We start from the raw sequence: 17,229 nt of genomic DNA on the forward strand, positions 1-17,229 counted from the left end.
CACAAATTCAAAATGCTATTTCTAGACGTTGCTTTAAAGCTTTTTGTAATTCTTGTGAAAAATTTAGGTGCGCATTTTCGGCAGCCGAAGCAAGCCATGCCGGTATCGATACATTTTTGCGAACAACTTTTGTATCCGTTAGAGCACGATATTTATAGGTATCAGCCTTTATTAAAGAAATATTTTCATTCGCACCGTATTGAATAGCATGTTGTGGAGTCGATGGCGGAATAGGTAAATGCTCATCTTCCGCTACGCAAAGCCAAGCAGACATAGCATCTTCCATTTGCTCAATTGCATCTACCAAATCCGATCCCGTTGTTATACATCCGTTAAGATCGGGAACTCTTGCATAAATCTTACCGTTTTTATTGGTGAAAACAGCTGTATAGGTGTATTTCATTTTCTATCTTCGTTCATAATTTCTTTTCTTATACCGCAAATCATCTTCAGCAAAATAATGTCTTTGAAGCGGAATTGAACGGCTTTTTTCAGCATTGAAATATATGTCATGGTTACTGCTATGTCTTTTTAAAAAGTAATGTACGTTCTTTAGTTCCCGTATCGCTTGTTTGTACGCATTCATCACTCATCGATTTAAATATATTTATACTATACATATTTTTACACACTGCATCAAGTTGTTGGCTGTTTTTAACTACAGTCGCTAACGTGTACGTATAAAAATAACAGTATTGAATTTATTTTATACTTTTTTACAAAAAACTCTTGACTTTTGAGGGGGGGGGGGGGGGGATATTATGGAAGAAAATCTGAATAAATAAAATATTCCGATTTTTATGACAGGCTGGAAAAACGACTGAACGGCGAACAAATAGTTTTATAAAACAGTTATTTGTGCTGTTGATTTATATCGTATATTTCAGTCAATATATTTTATGAGGTGTAAAGATGATGCATAAGCCCCAAGGAATCACAAGTCAGCATGTACTCCGGCAGTTCCTAAAATTCCGTTCCGGATATTTACCTAAAAGTATGATTACTCATAACCGTTTATCGTTAAAAAGAGGTGTATTATGGGCGTAAAAAAACTTCAGCAAAATGTATTTAGATTTACTTCTATAAAATTAAATGTAGCGATTATGGGGTTTCCTCTTCTTTTATTTCTATCCTATCTATTTGCACCGATTATAAGCTCTTCTTTGCTTGGACTGACGATTATGCTCACACTTTTTTATCTTTTTTTTATTTTATTTCGAGTACAAAAACAAGGTGTTGTATTGGATTTGAATAAACGAGTAATAATGCTGACACCAAACTATTTTACAGCGCTTTTTAAACCGTTCGGTAAATTAAACCAAAGTGTTATTAATCTGGATGAAATTATAAGCGCATCATTGAATTTTGATGTTCATGTGGATAAAGACAATAAACCGTCGATATCCTATGGCGTAAATCTTACGGGAACGTTCGGATCAAAAGACCTTGATTTTATGACACGTGAAACTGCTCAAAGTTTATATGCAATGATTGCAAGCGCTTGTAATTTTGATACTATGTATTGAAAAAGCGAGGTGAGAGGATGTTTATTATGAACAATTCATCTGAGAACGGAGGCGGCTTAATGAGCGTAATTACACTAATTGCAGCTGCGGGTTCCGTCATTGGGTCGCTTCTTTTTCCTGGAATTGGAACAGTTATCGGATTGGGAATTGGCGCAATAATCGCAGGGCTTGTCATTATTATTAATGCGATAAACAACAAAAAATGATATAGATATCAATTCTGTATTACAGGCGGAGTGATTTTTGTTAAGAAGCGTATTATAGCATGATAGCAAAAATCATTCTTTCCTCTAACATTTATACAAATATTATTCTCTACTTCTATCTCCTGCTCTTTTCCCAACTCGTTATCGGATCCGTAGATATGCTATATAAAACCAGCGCTTTTGAAAATAGATAGTGTAGATACGAGGCGCAAGCACAAATTAACCGCAGGCGTATCTTTGATACGTTGAGGATTAATTTGTGTGCAGTAACGAAGTAGATGCGCTATATATTTTCAAAATCCCCCGGTAACGGCTTCGTAATAAACCGCGGCTTTACAATCGAAAGGATGGTCGGTAGTACCGTTAAGCTTGCAAAAGAGCTGGTACCCATCACCAACGCAATCAATAGACCGAGTTCTGATAGCATATTAAACTTTGAAAGCATTAAGACGGCGAATCCCGCACCGACCGACACCGCATTAAACAGAATTGCCTTACCGGAACCGTAGAACGTGTGGATAAGGAAATTCCGGTCGTCACGTCGTTTGGTATATTCATGGTGATAGGCGGCCAAATAGTGGATGGTATAATCGATACCGATACCGATTGCAAAACTTGCCACCATTGCCGTCCCGATATTGAGTTTTATACCGACGATTCCCATAAAGCCGAAATTCAACGCAACGGAAATCATCAGCGGGATAATGCCGATAATACCCGCAATAATGGAGCGGTAATAGACCGCTAAAATTAAAAACACAATGCCGAACGACACCGCAACGGAAATCAGCTGGGATTGTACCACAAGGGTATTCAACGACTGTTCGATAAACATTGAACCGTTCGGCTCTACGGATATATCTTTGGGGAAATTATCCTTAACATACGCCATAATCGCTTGCAAGGCCTGTTCACTGTCTTGTTGACCGAGCGTCCGCAGCTGAATATTTACTTTGAGCGCGGTTGGGGTATATGTATCGTCAATAAAATCCTGTACATTCCCCGCCAGCAGGAGAAGGTAGTTTTGAATAAGCGCGGTAAGCTCTTCCTGAGTTTCTTTGCCGTATTTGTGAGGATCCGTAGGAATTTCGTAGTAGGCAGCGCCTTTATAATTGATATCCTTTTTTAACGCATCAATCACCTCGGTCGCAGAAACATATCTGCCGCGGCGGGCTGTTTGAGCAGCTGCAAGTTTTTCGATGATTTCAGAAAAAGTATACGCCGGTTCTTTTTGCGTTTCCTTTATGGTGTGTCCTGCTTTACCGGAAGCCGAGGTGGATGGTTCCGAATCACTCCATGTGTCAACATCATCAAAACCCCATGAGCTGTCTGCATCTCCGAAGTCGCCAAAATCGCCAAACGAATCTTCTTCTTTTTCGGTGGAGTTCGCACCGGAAACTACAGTCGAGGTAGCAGCTGTTTGTCCATCGGAGGACGACAGGGGAGTACGCCCTGTAGCTGCCAGTCCTGCTGCCGGAGCATCCGCATTATACACTTGATTGAACCGTTTAATAACGTCCGCCAGCGAGGTAATTTTTCCTACTTCGGGGATATTTTCTTCCGCATACTCGGCAAGAGAATCGATTGCCTGCAACACATCGGGGCGAATAACATCTCCCTGTTTCGTCCCCTTGATAACTAAGTTCAGTAATTTTGAACCGCCAAAATTTTCTCGGATAAACGTATCGGCTTTGACAACCTGTACATCCGGTTCAAAGTATTCCATTAATACGTTGTCGATAACGAGTTTTGAAATCCCCAAACCGGCGAAAATAATACAACCGAGACTGACCAAAAGTACACTGCGTTTATGTGCATGAACAATCATCAGTGTATCGGCAATAATCCGATCGATAATACCGCTGTGGCTCGATTTTGCCCCAAAGCGACCGCCGATGGTCGGATTACGCGGTCCCCGTAAAATAAGGACTGCAGGGATAAGCGTTACCGCAACAATAAAAGCTGAAAGTACACCAAAGCTCGAAAATATCCCAAACTCGAAAATCGGTACAACGCTCGTAAAGCAGAATGATACAAAGCCTGCAAAGGTTGTAAGTGCCGCTAAAAAAACCGGCGGAATAACCCGCGACATAGCTTCGACAATCTGTGCTGAATGCGTTTCCCGAGAGATTTCCTTGCTCTGTGTTACTTCATCAAAATAGTGATTGATAACATGAATACCGTATGCACTGCCAACGGCAATCAAAATAACGGGCAGTACCGTCGAAAGAATGGTTAACGGAATTTGCAACAGTGCCATTGCACCGATTGCCCAAATGCATGAAATAATAACGGTGAGCAGCGGTAAAAATACGCCGGTAAATCTTCTAAACGAAAAAAATAAGACGCCCGCTACGATGATGACGACGATAGGAACAAGAAATATTAAATCATGACTGGTTGCTTCATTGACAATTTCGCTAAAAACCGGTGTGCCGGTTACGTAGGTAACGGAGTCCGGGAAGTCCCATTCCTCCGCGATGCGCATTATTTCACGGCATACGGAAACCGTTTCCGGGGATCCGCTTTCTTCCTGTTTTATGTTAAGGAAGATAATAGTCTGTGTGGCTTTTAAATCATCGGAAACCAAGCTTCGATTATAGGTGTCCATCGAACGGAGCCGTTCGGTAATTGTCTTCAATTCTTCCGGCGAACCGGTTAAATGTTCCGGCACAAGTTTTTCGTTCACAATTGAATCATCCGCCGCTTCGATATGGGTTGTTGTCGTAAGCGAAACGACATTTTTTACAAGCGGTAATGCAAGCAATTGTTTATCCAGCTCTTGCATTTTTTCTAAAAATTCTCGATCAACGACCGTCGAATAGTGTCGTTGGATTCCGATCAGGAGCGGCACCGAATCGCCGAATATCTTTGCCATTTCGGCATCCGCTATTCGAGAGGGATCGCTTTCCGGTATAAAGCGGAAATTATTATTATCAAATCGGATACGCGGAAGCTGCAATGCAAAGAAGAGCGTGATGCCGAGGATAATACCCAAAGTAATACGCGGATGTTTGTATAGTCTTTTAACCAGTGCGTTTTTCAAATTCATAAGCACCTACTTTGACAGGCGGGATACTCTAAAGCTAAGGTATTTAAAGAATTCCGCAAATAAGCTTAAAGGAAATATCTAAAAACTGCGGTTTTTAGAGGTTGCCAATTAGGAGTCCCTATACTATACCTCCATCCGAGTAAAGTCAAGGATGAAGTTTGCCTTGCCGGATGGATGAACCCGTTCCGGTTTTTATCACTTCAATCTTTTGTGGGATGCGGCTTTGCAGTTCGCTGACATGCGAGATGATGCCGACCATCCGGTTCCCACGTATTTCGTCTAAGATGCTGACAGCGTTTTCCAAGGCTTTTTCGTCAAGCGACCCGAAGCCTTCGTCGATGAACATCGAATCTATTCTGATGCCGCCTGCTCGTGCCTGAATGGAATCGGCAAGGCCGAGCGCAAGACTGATGGAGGCCATAAAGGTTTCCCCGCCGGAGAGGGTCGCAGAGGGGCGGCATTTACCGGTGTAGGCGTCGGCGATTTCCAAGTCGAGGCCTCGGTATGCGTTCCCTGCGCCGTGCTCTTCACTGACGGCAAGCCGGTACCGTCCCTCGCTCATCCGCTCAAGCCGCTTATTTGCAAACACGGTTACTTCATGCAAAAAGGCGGAAAGAATCCACGTGTCGAACTGGAGTTTCCGCGGATTGCTGCCGCAGAGGTCTTTTGCAAGGGCTACCCAGTTTTGCGCCTCCGCTGTTTTGACTGCGAGGGCTTTTGTCAGTTCCGTATGCTGGGCGTGCAGCTCCTCCAGCTTTGCTTTCTCCGTATTGAGGACTTCGAGCCGCGCCTGTATTTCATCATACCGTTGACGCAGGGCTTCGACGGCAGTTTCCAGCTCATCGAGATCGCGCGGCTCCGTCGCGGTAACGTCTTTTTCCAATCCGGCAGCCGCCTGCTTGTACGCCGCGTACTGTTCATAAAAGGTGTCGATTTCGGTTTTCCACTGCGCAACTTCCGGTTCGCTGCACACGGCTTGCTGCAAATCCTCCAAATCGGCAAAACCTTCCTTTATATACGCGGCTTCGAGCTGCGCCGTTTTTTCGCTGCGCTGCAGTGCGCGTTCTTGCCCATGCGCTTCTGCTGCGGAAAGTTCGCCGCGGATTCGTTCAAGGTTTTGCGTTGCTTCGGAAACATCAGTATGATAAGCATTGATAGTCAGCTTGAGTTCCTGCAGCAGCGCTTCGCATTGCTCCAACGCGGTTTCCGCATCAGGGATTTCGTATTGCTCCGGTGCAGTTTTGCCGGCAGGGGCATCGGGGGTCTTGGCTTTGCCGCCGGTTTCCTGTTTGTCCAGAATTTCCGTATCCGTGCTCAACTGAATGCTGCGTCGGCTTTCGGGCAGCTGAGAAAAAGCTTGGTCAAACTGGCGGCGTTTTTCTTGGAGCGCGGCGGAAACTCCGCTTAAGCGTTGTTCCGCGCTATGGTGCTGCTGCATACATTCCTGCCGCTCCCGCTGCAAACGGCGAGCTTCTTCTTCCAGCGTTTTGTGTTCGGCAAAGGCTTTGCGGGATGCATCGTACGCTTGCAGCGCTTCGTTTATCTGCTGAGCGGTTTCCTTAATGCGGCTCTCCGCCGCATCCTTTCCTTCCGGAAAGGGCACCGCGCTGCATTCTTTATACCGCAGCTGTAAATCAGCCGCCGCTGCTACTCGTTCGTCTATTTGTTTTTGATAATTTGTATACGAAGCCTCCGCACCGGCGAGCGCCGTCTGCGCTTTTTCTTTTTCGTGCTGTAGTTTTGCTGCGCTCCGTTTTGCCGTTTCTATCCGCTCGTCAAAGCTGAACGCACTTTCTGACATACCTTGAGCCGGTGCGGGGTGATGTACCGAACCGCAGACGGGGCAGGGGCTTCCTTCTTCGAGGTGTTCCGCAAGCGCTGCCGCTGCACGCTGCCGTTCCGCTGCCTTTTTTTCTTCTTCTATTCTATTGATTTGTTCCGCATGAATATCACAGTCGCGGGCGATCTCTGCAAGCTGTGTCCGCGCATTATCCGCAGCCTGTGCATAGCTGTGCAAAAAGGTGGTGAGCTGCTCCTGTTTGCATAAGATATCGTGCAGCTGTTTCTCCATGTCAAGCCGAGTTTGCAGACTACGGTAGGCGTGTTCCCGCTCGTCAAGCGCATCAACGGCAGGAGCAAGGACAGCGGTTTTTTCCGTAACGGCCGCGAGCTGCGCTTCGATGCGTTGCAATTGCGCTTGGGCGGCAGCGGCGGCACGTTTCAGCTTGTCTTCTTCGGCTTGCTCAGCTCCGATTTCCTGTTCCAACACGGCGGCTTTCCGCAGCGAATCGATGACGGCATAGAGGCTGTCCCGTTGCTGCTCTTTTGCGGTGATCTCGTTGTGCCGTTCCTGCAAAGCGTTCATACGGGCGGTCAGTTCTTCCGTGCGTTCCCGTTTTTCCCGTATCTGCCGCTCGTCCGCCGCACATGCCGCTTCCAACTCAAGGAGCTGATTCACGTGGACTGCGAGCGGAGCTGCCCGCTGCGCTTTTTCGATTTTCGCTTTTAAATTGTGGATATCCTCTTCGCGGATGCGACACGCTTCCAGCTCTTCGGTAACCCGCTCCAGTTCTTTCCGTTTTTCTGCAAGTATTTTTTCCTGCTCAAGCTCGGTGTTCTTTGTTTGTAGAGCGCTCAAGACGCCGCCATGTTCATCTCTGATACGGTCAATTTCGTTCAGCAGCTCTGCGCGGTCGCTTTCGTAACGGTGGTACACAAAGCGGGTATGCAAGGTTTCGAGGTTTGCTTCTATTGTATGCGCTTCCTGCTGCAGCGTGTCTGCGCGGAGCTTCGCTTCCTGCATCAAATCCGAGTAGCGTTTGATAGGAAACAAGTGCATCAGTGTCTCTTTTTTATCGCTCGACTGCGCCCGCAAAAACTGCGCAAATTCTCCCTGCGGCAAAAGGACGATACGGCTGAACTCTTTGTCGGAAAGTTTAATCAGGTTTTGGATTGAAGCATCGGTTTCCCGTTTATTGGTCGATGAGCGATTTTCCCAGCTGCCGTTTTCGTAGCATTCGAGGGAGACTTCTTCCGGTGTTTCCAGCTTTCGGCCTTCTTTGGTATACGGCAGCTGCCGTTTGATTCGGTACAGCTGCGCTCCGATAAAAAAGGTGAGTATGACATCGGAGACTGCGTAATCGTCCGCAAAGTGGCTCCGCAAATTCCGCATAACGCCCGATCTTCCGCCGAGCGGTTTCCCGTAAAAGGCGTAGGAAATAGCGTCGAAGAGCGTGGTCTTTCCGGCGCCGGTTTGTCCGTAAATCAAAAAGAGGGAGCCGAGGCTGTCAAAGTTGACGGTATGCGCGCCGGTAAAGGGGCCGATGTTGTGCAGTATCAGTTCTTTAGGTCTCATCAATAGCCTCTTTGCAGAGCTGTTCAAAAAGCTCTTGCTTCATTTGGTTCGGCTCGCCGTTAATAACGATTTCAAACCGGCTAAAATTTTCGGCTAACGTGAGCGGGTCTTCAGCCGTCCGTTCGCGGAGGGTCAGCTGTTCTTCCCCGTCCTGCTGTTCCCGATTCATAAAACTCTTTTGCCGGATACTCAGCAAAAACGGAAATTTTTGCCGCAGCAGCTGCATCGGGTGCGCAATAACCTCGGCATCGTTCAGCGTGATTTCCAGATAGCAGCCGCTCCATTCATCGTAGCGGTTTCCGGTAAAAAACTCTTCAAAATTACCTTCCAGCCGTTTGAGCGGGCGTTCGGAAATGATAGGTATCCGCTCAATGTTGAGCGGAGCCTTTGCACTGTTCATATCGGACTGCTGATTTGCCGCATCAAACAGTTCTCCACCGGAGTGCGTTATCACCTTATCGATGGCGGTATTTTGTTTCGGTGTGCAGTCGATATCTATCGAAAGAACGCACTTGGCATCCTCCGATTCATCAAAGGAGTAGGGGAGGGGAGATCCCGAATAATACATCCTGTCGGTTATCCGTTGGCAGCGGTGCAGGTGTCCGAGCGCAACATAATCGAAAAAAGAAAAAAGGTCGGGATTGACATATTCGGCGGTGCCGATAAAGGTGCGCTCGCTGGAGGAACTCTGCCCGCCGACGGTAAAAAGGTGCGCCGCTAACAGCGCAGGCATATCCGGCTGTACCGCTTGTTTCAGTATGTGCGACGCAACTGCCGCCATTTCCGCCTGTGAATCCCCTGCCGTATGATACGCTTCTTTTGTTTCTTCCGAAAAAGCTCCGAAGTTTAAAAACGGGAGCAGATATATCGCAAGTTTTTCCGCGCCCTTGGTAAGAATCACCGGATCGGCAAGCCTGCTCGTATCCTGCACAATGTAGATGCGCTGATTTTGCAGTATCTCGCGGGCAAAGGCGAGCCGCTGCGCGGAGTCGTGATTGCCGGGAATGATCAACACCGCCGTATCGGGACAATCCTCCCGTATCCGTGCAAGGAATCGGCTGAAAAGCGAAACCGCCTCCGCCGAAGGAATAGCACGGTCATACACATCGCCTGCGATAACCAGCGCTGCATAGTCGGCCTGAGTAAGGATATCGTGAATGTCGTTCAGCATTTTTTCTTGTATGCCGAGCAGCGGCGTTTCATGCAGCGTCTTTCCCAAATGCAAATCGGCGGTATGGAGCAGTTTCATCTTTGTTACTGTATGACTAATATCCGATTCTGTAAAGAGGCGAAAAAATTCCTCAAGCATAAAAAATATGATATATGGGAACCTCTAAAAACATCAAACCTATCGGCTTGTTCTGTAAGGAAGTGATTTATCATATCCGCAAAAGCGGATTGCGAATCCGTTTTTAAAGGGTTTCTTTAGATTTAATTAGTTTTTATGCTTATTTGCTACTTGCAAACTTTTTGCATTTGTGTATACTTGCAACCGATTTGCAAGTAGCATTGCAAGAGGAGTTTTTTTAATGAAGAAATTGTTTTTTACAGCAGTTTGTATGATGTTTTTCGGCATCGCCGCGGTAAATCTGTTTGCCGGCGGAAAAACCGAGAAAAACATGGAAGGCAAAGTTGCCGTTGCAGCAACCTTTGATGCGATGAAGGAACTCACGGAAATCGTGGGTAAAGATAAGGTGTACGTCCATACGATTATCCCGCCGGGAGTTGAAGCTCATGATTTTGAACCCAAGGCAGGGGATTTAAAGTTCTTAATGCAGGCAAAGGCTGTCGTTTACAACGGGTTCGGTATGGAACCATGGCTTATGGATGCGCTCCATGCGGTGAAGCAGGATACGATAAAGACTATCTGTGCAAGTAACGGTATTAAACCGATCGAACTCGCAGAAGGACACCATCATCATCACCACCACCACGAAGATGAGCACGATCATGATCACGACGAGCATGACCATGATCATGATGACGACCACGAAGCGGTTGATCCTCATGCGTGGTTGAGCCTTGAATCCGCTAAAGTGATGGTTAAGAACATCGCCGACGGTTTAAGTGAGGTAGATCCTGCAAATGCCGCTTTCTATAAGGCGAATGCCGCAACTTTTATTGCGAATGCTGATGCGCTTTTAGCAAAATATCGCAGTAATTTTGCGAAGGTAAGTCATCGCCGTTTTGTCGTCGGACATGCAGCGTTCGGATATCTCTGCAGAGATTTCAACCTCGAACAGAACAGCGTCGAAGATGTATTCTCCGCAGGCGAGCCGAGTGCACAACAATTAGCAAAATTAGCAGATTATTGTAACCAATATGGAATTAAAGTTGTTTTCTCCGAAAATGCGGCCAGCCCACAAGTTTCGGCTACCTTAGCAAAAGAAGTCGGAGCTTCGGTGCAAACAATCTATACGATTGAGTCGGCTGAGGATGGTTTATCCTATATGGAACGGATGACCTCTAATATAGAAAAAATTTACAAAAGCCTTGCAGAGTAAGCTCAAACCTTACGTGCGGGCTTAATACAAACAACAGTTAATCCCGGTGATAGTCATTGTACGGCCTTTACATCTCTCCTTTAGCCGTACCGTGATTATCACCTTTTTTTTGCCTCGATGCGGTTTTGCCGTCCTTTTGTACAAAATTTTGGATAAAATTTTGTACACTTTATTTTTGAGAAAAAGGACAATTGCATCAGACAAATACATCAAAATCGCAGAATAATGGAGATTGGGTAAGCATTTGAACCGCGAAGAGGTTCAACTCTGCTTGGACGATCTCCATTATTCTGCGGGGTTGCCAAGAACCACCTGATGCAATTGCCTTGCGCCTTCCTCATTGACAGATACGCATCTCTGCATAATAATAACGGAAAGGAACGTAGAAGACTTATGCTTGAATTATGTATTCTATTGCTGTTTTCCGTCAGTTTAATTATCTGCGTTATTCTTCACTATTCAATTTTATACGCGCTGATATTCGGCTATGCGCTCTTCTTTGTATTCGGCCTTATCAAAGGCAAAACGTGGAAGGAGATGCTCCGCTATTCCTTTCGCGGTATTCTAACCGTAAAAAATATTCTGATGATTTTTGTGTTGATAGGCTGTATCACTGCAATATGGCGTGCATGCGGCACCATCGCCTTTATCGTGTACTATGCCTCTCTGGTTGCGGTGCCGCAGGCTATGGTGTTGCTCTGCTTTTTACTATGCTGCTTTGTATCGTTTTTGATGGGTACCGCCTTCGGAAGCGCCGCCACCATCGGTGTTATTTGTATGACATTAGCAAACAGTATGAATATTCCCGTTATATACGCAGGGGGCGCCATTATTTCGGGGATATTTTTTGGAGACCGCTGCTCGCCGATGTCGTCGGGAGCGCATTTAATCAGTGAATTAACAGACACCGATATCTTTAATAATATTAAAACGATGGTGAGGACAGCGTTTATCCCCTTTATCGTAACAGCTGTTCTGTATGGCATCATCGGGATTATCATCAATCCCAGCGCGGGAAATCGTATTATTGAGACTATCATTAATTCCGGCACAGAAAGCAGTATGACTTTCCGTATCTTCGCCGATTACTACAACCTTTCGCTTTTTACCATTATTCCTGCTGTTATCATCATCCTTTTTTCGTTACTTAAAATCGATGTAAAAATAACGATGGCAATAAGCTGCCTTGCAGGGTTGTTCTGCGCCGGATTTTTGCAGCATATTCATGCGGCAGAGCTGATAAAAATAGTCTTTTTCGGTTTTCATCCTCAAGATACGGAACTGGCAAAACTTATGGCTGGCGGAGGGATCGTGTCGATGATACGGGTATCTGCAATTATCTGCATTTCGTCCTGTTATTCGGGAATGTTTAAGGGAACTCATTTTTTTGATGGAATGCAGCAAATTATGCAGCGGCTCAGCAATCGGATTACCGTATTCGGCAGTGTTCTTACCGCCTCCGTATTTGCTTCGGCGATTGCCTGCAATCAAACATTAGCCATTATGCTGACTCATCAAGTTTGTGATGATTTTATAGAAGATAAAAACATCCTTGCATCTTACTTGGAGAATACCGCCGTTGTCGTAGCGCCGCTGATGCCGTGGTCGATAGCGGTAAGCGTTCCGTTGACTTCAATCGGCGCACCTGCAACAGTGCTTTTAGCAGCCTTTTTTCTTTATTTAATCCCGCTGTGGAATCTTTTTCTTGAAATTCGACAATCGAAAATATTATCAAATCTTGAAGATTGCCGAAGTTAAACCTTGGTGAATATCGTACGACACCGCACACGTAAATAAGCAATATTTCAGAAACTGAGCTTGTCTTGACAGTTATCCAAATAGATAAGATAATACAAACAGTATGTCTGTTGTAATTATCTCTCTTTTCATCATTATCGCAGTTGTTGCGGTCGTAACGGTTGTTATGACGGGGTTCAAAGGCCGCGGAACGTTATCGATCGGCAAAAAAAACAAGGCTGCAGTGATACGCGAGGCAACGAAACGGCTTGCGCAAAATCCGAATGACAGCGCCGCACTTTTAATGGTCGGAGATATATACTTTCAGGATCAAGACTGGGAAAAAGCCTATGCTTCTTATGCGCCGCTGTTGGATCAGATGGGCGGGCGTGTTCCATCGGAGCAATTTGAAATCAGCTTACGGTACGGTATCAGCGCACTGAAAACAGACCGGTTTGTAGAGGCGAAGAAAGGGCTTTTACTGGCAAAAAATATCAATCCCAACCATTTCGAGATAAACTATAATCTCGGATATATTTACTATATTCAAAAAGAATATGAAAAAGCGGTTCCGTTTTTGCGGAAAGCGCTACTCACTCAGCCCGATAACGTGATGGCGTTAAAGTATCTTGGTTATACACTCCAAAGTTTACGCAAATATCAAGAGGCGCTCCCCAGCTTAAAAAAAGTATTGGATGTTCAGCCTGATAATAAAGATGCGCTTTTTGCGATGGGGGAGTGTTTTTATGAAGTCGGCTCAAATGATCAGGCGTTAAAGATATTCACTCATTTGCGGGTATCCCCCGAAGTGGGGCCGCGTGCTGCGCTCTATGCGGGTTTAATACGGATGCGTGCAGGTCAATTAGAGAAGGCAATTGAAGATTTTGAAATCGGCCTAAAGCATGACGGCATCCCGTTGGATATTATGAATGAGCTGCGCTATAATTTAGCCGCTGCGCGGATTAAAACGCAGGATTTACAAAAAGCGCTGATTCAATTAAAAGAAATTCAGACCGTCAGTCCGGGGTATAAAGATGTCGCTTCTCTTATCATGCGGTATCAGGAATTAAATCAGAATAAAAACCTTCATACCTATTTAATGTCGGGGCAGAGTGAATTTGTCGGATTATGCCGCAGAATCGTTTCGCGTTTCTTTCCTAACGCTAAAGTGAAGATACTTGATATCAGCGTTCTTGCAACCTATACCGATATTGTTGCTGAAATTGATACTTCTAAATGGGCGGATCTCGTGATATACCGTTTCTTCCGGTCACAAGGCTCGGTTGGTGAGCTGGTACTGCGCGATTTTCACGGTAGGATTAAAGAGATGAAGGCCGGTAAGGGGATTTGTATGACTGCCGGTACCTTTACCGAAGAAGCACGCCGCTTTACGGAAGGTCGCCCGCTGGATCTTTTTGATAAGAACCGCTTGAACAAAGTCTTAAACGCAATCGGATAGTTTTCAATACAAAAAACTGCAGCGCCCCCAGCAACCACATCAGAAGTATTTTGCCAAGAATAAGGCCTAATGCGTTTACCGCCGCCGTATTTTTTGTACGGCAGTCTTTAATAAAGAATCTCCCGTTATCAAAAGTAACGTCAAAATAATCAGTGCGAAAAGCGCGGCGCTGATAAAGAGCGGAAGTCCCTGTGCGATAATGCGGGGGTACGCCGCTAACGGATCGTAGAGCCGTGCTCCGAAAAAATACAGCGGTGCGGCGGCAATCAGTGAAAAAAGCAGCATTTTAACGGTAAAACCTGCGGCTGATGTAAGCAAGGTACGCACATCGATTGAATCGCTTTTGGTAAGAAAATACAGCAGAAGGCCGGTGTTGACAGCACTCGCAATCGTCAGTGCCAACGCGATGCCGCCGCCTTGCATAAAGCCTGCCAGAGCCGCAGCCAGCACAATATTGATTCCGAAACACGCAATACCTGCAATCGTGGGACGTTTGGTATCGCTTTGTGCATAAAAAGCCGAGGTCAAAATCCTGTTTAATGCGATAAAAAATAACCCTGCGATATGCCACTGAAAGGCCTGCAAGGTGAGCCGGACGGACTCGTCGGTAAAGCGGCGGCTCTTATACACCAAAATGATGACATGCTCTCCCGAACAGAGCAGGAAAATCGTTGCAGGAACGGTTACGAGTGCAATAATCTTTGCGGCATTCAGCAAAAGTTTTTGAAATACTTCCCATTGCTTATTAACCGCATGGGCGGAAAGATCGGGTAGGATAACTGTGCCGACAGAAACGGCGAAGATGCCGAGAATAAGTTCTTGTAAACGAATTGAATACTGTAAACTTGCGGCGACCCCAACTCCGGAGTATGTCGCGAGCGCCGTGGAAACGAGGTCGTTGATTTGATACACTGCCGTTCCGATGAGTGTCGGCACAATCAACCGCAGTATTTTTCGCGCTCCGGCATTATGTACACAGCGCCGGAACGGTATCAGCTTAAACGAAAAGCCTGCGCGCAGCACAAAGGGGAGTTGAAACAACATTTGGCAGGAGCCGCCGATTACCACGCCGATTGCCATTGCAAGCGCCGGATTGCCGCAGGGTTTTGCGAGTACAAAGGTGCAGCCGATGACGGACAGGTTAAACAAAATCGGCGTAATCCCTGTCGGTAAAAAGCTGCGGACGCCGTTCAATATCCCCTGAAAGAATGCCGCAATGGAGATGAGCAACAGGTACGGAAACATGATGCGCGTTAAGAGTACCGTTGCGGAAAAGTCGCCGATTTTCGGAAAAAACACCGCAATAATCAGACCGCTGCACAGAATCCCGATGATGACGGTGCCCGTTACGGCAAAAGACAGCATGGTGAATGTTGCGGAAAGAAACTCCTTCATCGCCGCCTTGGCATCGGGCGCATTGCACTTCTCACCCTCCAGATAGGTCTGGAAAGTAGGGATAAACGCAACGGTCATGCTGTTTTCGGCAAAGATGCGCCTGAGTAGATTAGGAATCATAAACGCAACGGTAAAGGCGTCCGCAAGGGGGCCGGTGCCGAGGAAGGCTGATTTGGTCATTTCCCGTATCAGCCCTAAAACCCGCGACACAAGGGTCAGTACGGATAGGCTGATACCGCTTTTGAGTAAAGAAGATTTCCGGTTCATAGATTATCGTTTTTGTTTTACGCGCAGTTTTTTACCGCATTGCTTCATACCGCTGCCCCTTTAGGATGCTCCACAACCATGGAGCTTTTGGAGCGGAGCGGTTTTTGCAATTTTCGGTAGCAGACGGTGCTATCTGCGGAGCCGGACGCCTTCGATATCGGTGCTGAACAGCTCGCGTAAATCGTTGAGCCCCAATGCCATCAGCGCCATACGGTCAATGCCGATACCCCATGCCAGAACGGGAACGTCGATGCCCATCGCCTTGGTAACTTCGGGGCGGAAAATGCCGGAGCCGCCCAACTCGAACCAGCCGAGTACCGGATGCTTGATATGCACTTCTATAGAAGGTTCCGTGAAGGGGAAGTACCCACCGACATATTTCACTTCGGTGGCGCCGGCAATTTCGACGGCAAACATCTTGAGGATACCGAGCAGCGTCCGCAGGTTGACCTGTTCGCCGAGGACGATTCCTTCCGTCTGGTAAAAGTCGGAAAGGTGCGTTGCGTCTACTTTATCGTAGCGGAAGCAGCGCGCAATACCGAAGTATTTGCCCGGGATTTTTGCCTTTGCCAACTGATGAGCGGACAATACTGTGCCTTGGCTGCGGAGCAAGAGTTGCCGGGTAAAATCGCGGTCAAAGTGATAGTTCCAGCCGCGGCTGCCGCTGTCCCCGCCCGTTTCGTGAATTTCCGCAACACGGGAAAGGAAGGGTTCCTCGATCGCTTTGGCGTGCGTAGGATTTTTTAGGTAATACACATCGTGAATGTCGCGGGCTGCGTGGAATTGCGGCATAAAGAGCGCATCGGAGTTCCAGAAATCCGTTTCGACCAGCGGCCCATCAAATTCCTCGAAGCCGAGCGACGTGAGTTTATCTTTGACGCTCTCTAAAAAATCAACGTAGGGGTTTGTCCTGCCGGGGATAACGCGGGCTGGCGGCAGCTGGATATTGTAGCTGCGGAAGGTTTGCGTTTTCCACGCGCCTGTTTTAAGGCTTTCGGACGTCAGTTGTCCGGTTTCATCGCCGGTAATGCCCGCCGCATTCAACGCCTTCTGTACTGCGGCAACCATATCCGTAAAGGCGTAAACAATCTCGTCCCGTTCAATAATCTTGAATGCGGCATCCGCAGCGCCGCGCTTTTTCGCAATATCGGCAATGCAGGTTTTTTCATCCTCCGTTAAAGAGTCCTCAGGCAGACGGCACTCGGCAGATTCTGCGGCACGCTTCAACAGCGCTTTTTTCAGCAAGAAGTTTTTATCGTCAGGAGTTTTTATATATGCCGCTTTTTTTTCATCATTCATCGCGGCACAGCCCGCTTTGGAAAGCTCCCCGAAGGAAGATCCGACATCCTTATTCTGCAAACCGAGTTTCTGCGCGATTTCGGGCAGCTTGAGCGGCCCTGCTTCCTTTAACAACAAGATAATCCGCTCGGCAGGCAATCCGTTTTTTGCATAGTCTTTGCCAAGCTCCGTCAATTCGTAGACAACGGTTGTCTTTCTCGTTTTTTCTTTTACTAATTCTTTGAGCTTGAGCCATGAAAAGGCCTGATTTGCATGGCCTTCTTTATACTGCAAAACCTCCTGCAGTTTTTTCGCATATAATCCTTCGCCTATCTTAAAGTTCTTTAATACCTTGATTTCAAGCGGATGTAAATTTTTTAATACCGATTGAATATCCATAACGGATTCCCCCTTTTTTTCATAAAACGGCTAAAATGATACCTCATTTAA

Annotated in this window: 11 protein-coding genes; 5 read left to right on the plus strand and 6 right to left on the minus strand. The window is 46.5% G+C overall.

What is annotated here, in order from left to right; translation table 11 throughout:
- Positions 1-7: 7 nt before the first annotated feature.
- Positions 8-403, minus strand: a complete 396-nt coding sequence (locus tag ABK01_RS03620) for a type II toxin-antitoxin system HicB family antitoxin (protein ID WP_253676269.1) — start codon at positions 401-403, stop codon at positions 8-10.
- Between the two features lie 634 nt (positions 404-1,037).
- Between ABK01_RS03620 and ABK01_RS03625 the strand changes: the two genes are divergently transcribed.
- Complete coding sequence (locus tag ABK01_RS03625) at positions 1,038-1,526, plus strand: hypothetical protein (protein ID WP_253676270.1); 489 nt, start codon at positions 1,038-1,040, stop codon at positions 1,524-1,526.
- A 26-nt stretch (positions 1,527-1,552) separates the two neighbouring features.
- Complete coding sequence (locus tag ABK01_RS03630; protein ID WP_253676271.1) at positions 1,553-1,732, plus strand: hypothetical protein; 180 nt, start codon at positions 1,553-1,555, stop codon at positions 1,730-1,732.
- A gap of 283 nt (positions 1,733-2,015) precedes the next feature.
- Here ABK01_RS03630 and ABK01_RS03635 read toward each other — a convergent pair whose 3' ends face one another.
- From ABK01_RS03635 to ABK01_RS03645, 3 genes are all read right to left on the minus strand, one after another.
- On the minus strand, positions 2,016-4,784 hold the full coding sequence (locus tag ABK01_RS03635; RefSeq protein WP_253676272.1) for an efflux RND transporter permease subunit: 2,769 nt from the start codon (positions 4,782-4,784) through the stop codon (positions 2,016-2,018).
- 145 nt (positions 4,785-4,929) lie between these two features.
- Positions 4,930-8,139, minus strand: coding sequence for an SbcC/MukB-like Walker B domain-containing protein (locus ABK01_RS03640; protein WP_253676273.1), 3,210 nt, complete (start codon positions 8,137-8,139; stop codon positions 4,930-4,932).
- Positions 8,129-9,388 (minus strand): exonuclease SbcCD subunit D, encoded by a 1,260-nt coding sequence (locus tag ABK01_RS03645; protein WP_253676274.1) that lies wholly within the window; start codon positions 9,386-9,388, stop codon positions 8,129-8,131. Before ABK01_RS03645 ends, ABK01_RS03640 begins: the two co-directional genes overlap by 11 nt.
- A 280-nt stretch (positions 9,389-9,668) precedes the next feature.
- On the opposite strand from ABK01_RS03645, the gene ABK01_RS03650 reads away from it, so the two are divergent.
- The 3 genes from ABK01_RS03650 (at position 9,669) to ABK01_RS03660 (ending at position 13,839) form a co-directional block, all read left to right on the plus strand.
- Entirely contained in the window at positions 9,669-10,643 is a 975-nt protein-coding gene (locus ABK01_RS03650) for a metal ABC transporter solute-binding protein, Zn/Mn family (protein ID WP_253676275.1), read from the plus strand.
- Positions 10,644-11,036: 393 nt separating this feature from the next.
- A complete protein-coding gene (locus ABK01_RS03655; protein WP_253676276.1) occupies positions 11,037-12,401 on the plus strand; it encodes a Na+/H+ antiporter NhaC family protein in 1,365 nt (454 codons plus the stop codon).
- Positions 12,402-12,504: 103 nt separating this feature from the next.
- Positions 12,505-13,839 (plus strand): tetratricopeptide repeat protein, encoded by a 1,335-nt coding sequence (locus ABK01_RS03660; protein ID WP_253676277.1) that lies wholly within the window; start codon positions 12,505-12,507, stop codon positions 13,837-13,839.
- A gap of 75 nt (positions 13,840-13,914) precedes the next feature.
- Here the strand turns inward: ABK01_RS03660 and murJ are convergent, their stop codons facing one another.
- Both murJ and ABK01_RS03670 read right to left on the minus strand, forming a co-directional pair.
- Positions 13,915-15,501 carry a murein biosynthesis integral membrane protein MurJ gene (murJ, locus tag ABK01_RS03665; RefSeq protein WP_253676278.1) on the minus strand — a complete coding sequence of 529 codons (1,587 nt, stop codon included), beginning with the start codon at positions 15,499-15,501 and terminating at the stop codon, positions 13,915-13,917.
- A gap of 129 nt (positions 15,502-15,630) precedes the next feature.
- Positions 15,631-17,178, minus strand: a complete 1,548-nt coding sequence (locus ABK01_RS03670) for a phenylalanine--tRNA ligase subunit alpha (protein ID WP_253676279.1) — start codon at positions 17,176-17,178, stop codon at positions 15,631-15,633.
- Between the last annotated feature and the right edge of the window lie 51 nt (positions 17,179-17,229).

The sequence above is a fragment of the Treponema sp. OMZ 305 genome, from assembly GCF_024181325.1.
Lineage (GTDB): Bacteria > Spirochaetota > Spirochaetia > Treponematales > Treponemataceae > Treponema.

What these genes read in the sequence shown, in the direction of transcription:
- murJ (WP_253676278.1), bottom strand. Translation starts at nt 15,501, where the DNA reads ATGAACCGGAAATCTTCTTTACTCAAAAGCGGTATCAGCCTATCCGTA.
- ABK01_RS03625 (WP_253676270.1), top strand. Translation starts at nt 1,038, where the DNA reads ATGGGCGTAAAAAAACTTCAGCAAAATGTATTTAGATTTACTTCTATA.
- ABK01_RS03645 (WP_253676274.1), bottom strand. Translation starts at nt 9,388, where the DNA reads ATGAAACTGCTCCATACCGCCGATTTGCATTTGGGAAAGACGCTGCAT.
- ABK01_RS03635 (WP_253676272.1), bottom strand. Translation starts at nt 4,784, where the DNA reads ATGAATTTGAAAAACGCACTGGTTAAAAGACTATACAAACATCCGCGT.
- ABK01_RS03655 (WP_253676276.1), top strand. Translation starts at nt 11,037, where the DNA reads ATGCTTGAATTATGTATTCTATTGCTGTTTTCCGTCAGTTTAATTATC.
- ABK01_RS03650 (WP_253676275.1), top strand. Translation starts at nt 9,669, where the DNA reads ATGAAGAAATTGTTTTTTACAGCAGTTTGTATGATGTTTTTCGGCATC.
- ABK01_RS03660 (WP_253676277.1), top strand. Translation starts at nt 12,505, where the DNA reads ATGTCTGTTGTAATTATCTCTCTTTTCATCATTATCGCAGTTGTTGCG.
- ABK01_RS03670 (WP_253676279.1), bottom strand. Translation starts at nt 17,178, where the DNA reads ATGGATATTCAATCGGTATTAAAAAATTTACATCCGCTTGAAATCAAG.
- ABK01_RS03630 (WP_253676271.1), top strand. Translation starts at nt 1,553, where the DNA reads ATGAACAATTCATCTGAGAACGGAGGCGGCTTAATGAGCGTAATTACA.
- ABK01_RS03640 (WP_253676273.1), bottom strand. Translation starts at nt 8,139, where the DNA reads ATGAGACCTAAAGAACTGATACTGCACAACATCGGCCCCTTTACCGGC.
- ABK01_RS03620 (WP_253676269.1), bottom strand. Translation starts at nt 403, where the DNA reads ATGAAATACACCTATACAGCTGTTTTCACCAATAAAAACGGTAAGATT.